The organism is Desulfovibrio sp. (assembly GCF_047607245.1).
Taxonomy (GTDB): Bacteria; Desulfobacterota; Desulfovibrionia; order Desulfovibrionales; family Desulfovibrionaceae; genus Desulfovibrio.
In genome coordinates this window covers 1-6,404 of sequence record NZ_JASGDK010000109.1, presented here as the reverse complement: position 1 = coordinate 6,404, position 6,404 = coordinate 1, and the positions used below count along the sequence as shown (strand labels likewise).

6 protein-coding genes are annotated in these 6,404 nt (G+C 53.8%); all 6 read right to left on the bottom strand.

Translation table 11 applies throughout. The features are described 5' to 3' along the window. Positions 1 to 534: 534 nt before the first annotated feature. Positions 535 to 1,737 (bottom strand): lytic murein transglycosylase, encoded by a 1,203-nt coding sequence (locus QM579_RS09130; protein ID WP_414998854.1) that lies wholly within the window; start codon positions 1,735 to 1,737, stop codon positions 535 to 537. A gap of 80 nt (positions 1,738 to 1,817) precedes the next feature. Beyond that, on the bottom strand, positions 1,818 to 2,546 hold the full coding sequence (locus QM579_RS09125; protein ID WP_414998853.1) for a LexA family transcriptional regulator: 729 nt from the start codon (positions 2,544 to 2,546) through the stop codon (positions 1,818 to 1,820). Beyond that, positions 2,546 to 3,394, bottom strand: coding sequence for a protease modulator HflC (hflC, locus tag QM579_RS09120; protein ID WP_414998852.1), 849 nt, complete (start codon positions 3,392 to 3,394; stop codon positions 2,546 to 2,548). The genes QM579_RS09125 and hflC overlap by 1 nt, the downstream gene beginning before the upstream one ends. Next, on the bottom strand, positions 3,394 to 4,554 hold the full coding sequence (hflK, locus tag QM579_RS09115; RefSeq protein WP_414998851.1) for an FtsH protease activity modulator HflK: 1,161 nt from the start codon (positions 4,552 to 4,554) through the stop codon (positions 3,394 to 3,396). Before hflK ends, hflC begins: the two co-directional genes overlap by 1 nt. A gap of 521 nt (positions 4,555 to 5,075) precedes the next feature. Beyond that, on the bottom strand, positions 5,076 to 5,336 hold the full coding sequence (locus QM579_RS09110; RefSeq protein WP_183717971.1) for a hypothetical protein: 261 nt from the start codon (positions 5,334 to 5,336) through the stop codon (positions 5,076 to 5,078). A 498-nt stretch (positions 5,337 to 5,834) separates the two neighbouring features. Next, positions 5,835 to 6,404: MBL fold metallo-hydrolase RNA specificity domain-containing protein (locus QM579_RS09105; RefSeq protein ID WP_414998850.1), on the bottom strand; the 570-nt coding region annotated here is incomplete at its 5' end.

Genomic DNA, 6,404 nt, shown 5'->3' with positions numbered 1-6,404 from the left:
GCATGCATGCTGCAGGCACATAAAACGTGCGCCCGGCGCTCGTTAGAACGCCGGGCGATCTGCGGGCACACTACCGCAAATACTCACTGCTGCCATCCGCTGGGGCATGCGCCCTCAAGCAGAGAGCAGAGGCGAGCCAGTGCCGGGCACGGCCCGGCAACGCGGCCTTACAAATTCTGAAGCAAGCCAAAGCAGCTCCAGAAATGCTCCTGTTGACGGGACAGGAGGCCACGCATGGGGCAAGCCCCATATTTTATTCATCGACAGATAAAAGAATAACTTGAGAGCCGGAAACGTCCGTTCTTTCAGCCGGATCAGATCAGTGCATCACTTGACCTGCGCTTCTTGGCAGTCAGAAGACGCTCACTGGTGTGCAAAATGAAAAATCCTGAGAAGATTTACCTTTAAATACGTTACCTTTAAACGTTGTCTTTCCGCCGAAAGGTACAATTTTCGGCAGAATATACGGGATATTAAGAAACGCTGCACTTTCGTGCAGCGTTAGAATATCTAAATTTTCAAATGTAATATGCTCTAATTGTGCGGCTGTGAACTGCTGGATGAAGCCTTGCCTTTTGGGGTATTTTTTTCGCCCTGCCCTGCCTTGCCACCAGGCACCTTGCCCTTTGGGTCTGCTTTTCCAGACTTTCCGGACTCGACGGCTTTGGCAGGAGCGGCAGGTTTGGCCACAAGATCGGCCAGCGCCAGAATCGTGTTGGCGTAGATTACCGACTTGTTATACGCCATAAGCACTTTATGCTGCTGTGCGCGGCTTATACCGGGCTTCCAGCCGTGTCGTGCAAGATAATTGGACAGGCTTGCCACAGCGTCCGGCACATGAAACAGATCCACCTTGCCATCCCCATCTCCATCGGCACCATAGGCCGCAATATTGGAAGGCATGAACTGGCACAGCCCCACGGCTCCATAAATGGAGCTTGGCAGATACCTGGGGTCCAGATCGTCCTGCAAGATATGGGTTACAAGGGCGCGCACTTCTTTATAGGCCCAATCGGCTCGCTTGGGCATGGTTTCATCGAACCAAGGCATATGTTCTTCATAACCTGGCATACGCGGCAGCCACTGGCTGATGTCGTCAGGCTGGCGGCTGACCGCCATGCTGGCCAGAGTGAACAGTGCGTTCTCTGGAACATCGGCAAGCACCTTGCCCAGCCGCGTTTCTACAAACAGCAGGGCTACGGCAACAGAAGAAGGTACTCCAAACCGGGCCTGAGCCTGGCTGAAGGCCAGCTTGTGATTTGCGATAAAATCGCGGCACAGGCGGGCGTTCTGCTCAGTCACTACCCCTTTGTAGTATTTATCAGCGGGAGGCGTAGCTGAAGGCGGACGGGGCATGAAACGGCTCTTGTAGAGCTCGAGCATCTTGCGCCCCATTGGCGACTGGCTGGGCGTAGGCGCAAGAGTAGACAGCAACGCATCCACTCTGGGACCTGAAAGCCCGTCGGCGGCAAGCCGTTGGGCCAGCGGCTGCCACACAGGAGCCACTGGAGGCCGTAATGCGTCAGCCTGACTTTGCGCCGCAGGCACAGACTGATAACCGGGATCAAAAGGCTTGTCTGACGCTGCACGCGAATCAGGTTTCACGTCGGCAACTGCGGGCAGGTCGACGCCAGCCTTGGTACCTGCCGTGGTATCAAGGCCAACGGGCGCCAGCCCGGTCTGTTCTGGGGGGGATACGGGCTCAGTATACGCACCGCCGCAGGCGATCATGAGCATAGAGCACGTCAGACAACAGACCAGGCAGGCCGTTCTGAACAGGGTCAGATATACGTTGCCAGTCGGGCTTTTTATCATTCCTAAAGTTCCTGAAGTATCCATACCACCCGGCCCACCAGACGCTTGCTCAGCAAATCAGGGGTGAGAGTGGTTTCAGGAAAATCAGTCGAATCAGAACGCAGCACGTAGCCGTCTTGAGAGCTATTCAGAAAAATGCGACGCAAAATCACACCTTCGTTGGGTGCAAAAAGTGCGTATACACGCCCTGAAATAACGTCTCTATCCATAGTGTCTACACCAAGGTGGGCATCAGACATGACCGTGGGGATCATGTTGGTTCCACGCATGCGCATCACGGAAAGCCCATCCTTCATAAACGAGTGCGGCAAGGATATTTTTCCCGCCAGTTCCAGGGATGGTCTCTGCTGATCATCACAATAATCACAGCGCATGTGGTAGACGGAAGCCACAACGCCCCTGGCCAGCGTATCGCCGTAGTGGGCGGCGTTTTCGGCCAGAGATGCGGGAGCATCCTGCGGCGTATAGCCTTGTTCGGTGCGCAGATACATAGGGCCTATGCCCTGTTTGAGCCAGTCGGGATTAAGGCCGAACTTTTCAAACAGTTTCATAAACCAGTCGCCAGGCACGGAATTGCGGCGCTTCGCATCGGAAATGCTCGACTGACGGATATCCAGCACTTCGGCTAATTCCACCTGAGTGCGGCTGTTTGTCGCCAGCTTGATACGTTCGTATATTTCTGCAAAGGCAGGCATGGTCTTGGACTCCGTAACGCGACCAGGTCGCGTCATCAATGTTGAGGATTAAGAAGAGGCGCTTCGTTGGCCAGCACCATCTTGCTGTTCTCCTTGAGAGATTTTCTCATAGCTTCCAGCCAGCGTTGATATGCATAGAACTGGGGAGCCTTGTTATAGGATTGAGCGTAAATCGAGGCGGCTTTGGCATCGCCTGTGCCTCGAGTTATCTGCGCCTCACGGGCAGCTTCTGCCAGGATGACAGCGCGCTGGCGGTCAGCGTCGGAACGGATGCGCGTGGACTCTTCTTCGCCTTCAGAGCGGTACTGCTTGGCCTGACGTTCACGTTCGGCCCGCATGCGCCCAAAGATGGCGCGCTGGTTTTCCGGCGGCAGGTCCGTACGTTTGATCCGCACGTCCAACACTTCAACACCATAACTGTGCATCAAGGCCGAAACCTTGTTTGTCACTTCCTTCATGATGGCTGCACGGTGGGATGATACAACTTCTGTAAGAGTGTAAGCGCCCACCAGGGCCCGCAACTGGGAGTAGACAACGTCGTCAAGTCGCGCTTGCGCGCCCGGTATGGTGCGCATAGTGCGGTAAAACTGCAAAGGATTAATAATCTTCCAACGTGCGTAGTTATCAAGCACAATGGCCTTTTTATCTACAGTAAAGGCCTCACGTGAGCGGGCTTCGTAATCCAGCACCCGCGAATCGAAGTACACCACATTTTGGATAAAAGGCATTTTAAAGTGCAAACCGGGGCCATAGACCTTGTCCAGGGGTTCACCCAGCTGCAGAACCAGAGCTGTCTGTGTTTGATGCACTGTAAAAAAACATTGACTGCCAGCAACAACAACTATCAATAAAATTACAACTATAAACAAAGGATTATTACGCATTACTTCTTCTCCAAAGCCTTGGGAGCAGCCGGAGCGCTCAGTCCTGGCAAGGTCAGGTAGGGCAATGCCCGCGATGCCGCAGGGCCGTCCATAAGCACCTTTTCTTCCGCGCCGGCAAGAATATCTTCCATTGCTTCGTAGTAAAGGCGCTGTTCCGTGACCTTGGGTGCCTTGCTGTGCTCGGCGCTCAAGGCATCGAAGCGGGCAGTTTCACCCTCGGCATTACGCACGCGCAAGGCCTGATAGGATTCTGCCTCGTTGAGCATGGCCGCCGATTGGCCTCTTGCCTTGGGCAAGAGCTCATTACGGTAGGCTTCTGCTTCATTTATAATGCGGCTCTTGTCCTCTCTGGCGCTGGCCACATCTTTAAATGCGTCAATAACTTCCTGCGGTGGGTGTACGTCCTGCAACTGGACGGCCAGCACCTGTATACCCGCTCCGTAGCGGTCAAGAATTGTCTGCAGAAGCTGGGTAGCCTCGCTCTGAATCTTAAGCTTGCCGTCGGTAATGGCTGAGTCAATCTGACTGTTGCCTATAACCTCTCGCATGGCCGCCTCAGCGGCATTGCGCACCAGTGCCGTGGGCGCACTTACATTAAAGAGGTACTGTACCGGGTCGCCAATTTTATACTGAACGCTGAACTGCACATTGACGATATTTTCGTCGCCAGTGAGCATCGACGCTTCTTCAGAGACAGTACGCACCTGTCCCTGCTGGAATGTGGCGCTTTGCCCCACAGAGCGAAAGCCCACTTCACTGCGCAGCACCTGGGTGACCTGTGGTTTGTACACGCTTTCAATAGGTGCCGGCCACGCATAATGCGGGCCAGGGCCTTCAGTGCGGTCATACTTGCCGAAACGCAGCACAACCCCCTCTTCGTCGGGGTTGATAATGTAGATGCCTGATAAAAGCCAAAGCGCTACTACCCCAAGCCCCACAAACAAAAATCCCTTTCCGTTGGGAAAGCGTAATTGTGAAAGTTTTTTGAGGGGATTTTCGTTCCCTCCTCCACGACCATTAAAGGAAGTGCGCTTTGCGCGGGGGGGCTGGCGATCCTGCCCTTCATCCTCAGGTTCCGCTTCGTGTTGCGGTCTGGGGGGGGGATTTCCTCCCTGCTGTCTCTGCCTCTTTTCCTGTAGTTTATCCCAATCCCAATTCATGACGGAGTTTTACCCTTTTTAATCGCAGCGCGGTTCCAACTTTTCAGAGTGCCGGAAACACCTACGTTTTAGTATGGTGTGAAGAGGTAAAAATAGGGCATGAATGCAGCGTGGTCAAGAACGCCGTGCCATCATGGTAAGCAAGTGCATACTGGATAAAGTATAGTGCACCCCTCGTCAAGACTACCTAGCAATCAACTAGACAATCTTGTGTCCCATAGTTATCCCTTCCACCCATATCGTGAAACTCACGCTGTGAAATCGGAAAACAGACATCGTGTTATTTGAAAAGTATACGAAGTCAGTTATTTTTGACGTTGCATTTGCAACATTTTTAAACTTTTTGCATATTTTCCGCAAAAATATGCAAATGTCGATCATTTCGTATAACTAAAGCCCCAATAAGTCAAAATTTCGCCGCAAAAAAATGCGGCCAGAATCGCCAGCGAACACGTGCGGAAAATACCGCCACATGCCCTACGCGTTCTGCCCGCAGGGGCAAGCACTCAATTTCGGCTGCTTTAATAGGCCAGCTGCACCACATACTCGGTATTGGTGTTGACGCTTGGGCTGCGCAATCTGGCTCCGGCCAGAGGCACAACACGCATAACATCAACGACTTCAGCCTTGACCGCAAAGCCTGGGGCGTAAAGCAAACCGTCTCGAGATTTCTGTCCCTGATCTTCTTGCCAAAGTAGCACGCCGAAAAAAAGCCCGCAACCAACAAGGGCTGTGCTCAGTACGACGTAAGGAACCCTGGTAGCCCTGCTTGCCTTACTCATGACCGCTCCTTGCGGCAGCTTTTGCCGCCGCCAGATTTTTGTCATGAATAGAGCAAAATCTATGCCGTCAAAACCTATCCCCAATAAGCTGCGTATAGCTGGTACGTTACTGGCTGGGCTGAAAAGCAACCCGCAAGCACCGCAGCTTATCGGACCTGGAGCATTTTAACATTGAAAAGGCTTCAATGGGCTACTGCTGCACGAGAGCACTGTGCCCCGTAAAGCAACGTAACTTCGCCGAAAGCTGAGCTTTCGGCAGAATGACAACGTTGAAACAGTTAACTTTCAACGCCAATCTGCTCTGGATTCTATCGCAAAACAATCAGAAACCTGCAAGGTCCGCAGCTTTAACAGCATAACACCTTGCCGCAACTGCCGAAAATCCTTGCGCAAAGCGCAGACAACACCAGGACGCGGCCTCGCCCCGCCAAAGGTCCCCATGCAGCCCCGTACGGGTTCTGCTGACCATCATCTGGCAGGAGCGAGGCTTACGCCAGCCTAAACCTCACTGATAATGGCAACCACCACGGGGTCGCGCTCCAGCACACGCCGGAAGAACCGCCTCAAGGACGAGCGTATGCCCTCCTGCATGCGATTCAACTGCCCGGGCCGGGCCGCCTCAATTTCGTCCAGAACAAGGCATTTGGCGTCTTCAAGAAGGTGGCTGTAGTGCTGCTCGAACACAAAGCCCTTGGAAATCATCTCTGGCCCGTGGAGCACGCTGCCAGTTTCCGAATCCACAACCAGCACCACGATAACCATGCCCTCGTCACCAAGAATGCGGCGTTCGCGCAGCACTGCGTAGCCCACGTCGCCAACACCCTTGCCGTCCACAAGAGTACACTCAACCGGCACTCTCTGCTCCAGCCGGAAAGATTCGGCCTCGAGCGTCAAAGGCTGCCCATCTTCAAGCAGAATGACATTCTCTTCCCTGACACCGCACTCGGCAGCCAACCGGCCATGCTTGACCAGATGCTGATACTCGCCATGCACAGGCACGAAAATTTCCGGTCTGACGGCTTCAAACATCTCCCGCAGCTCTTCCCGTTGGGCATGCCCCGACGCGTG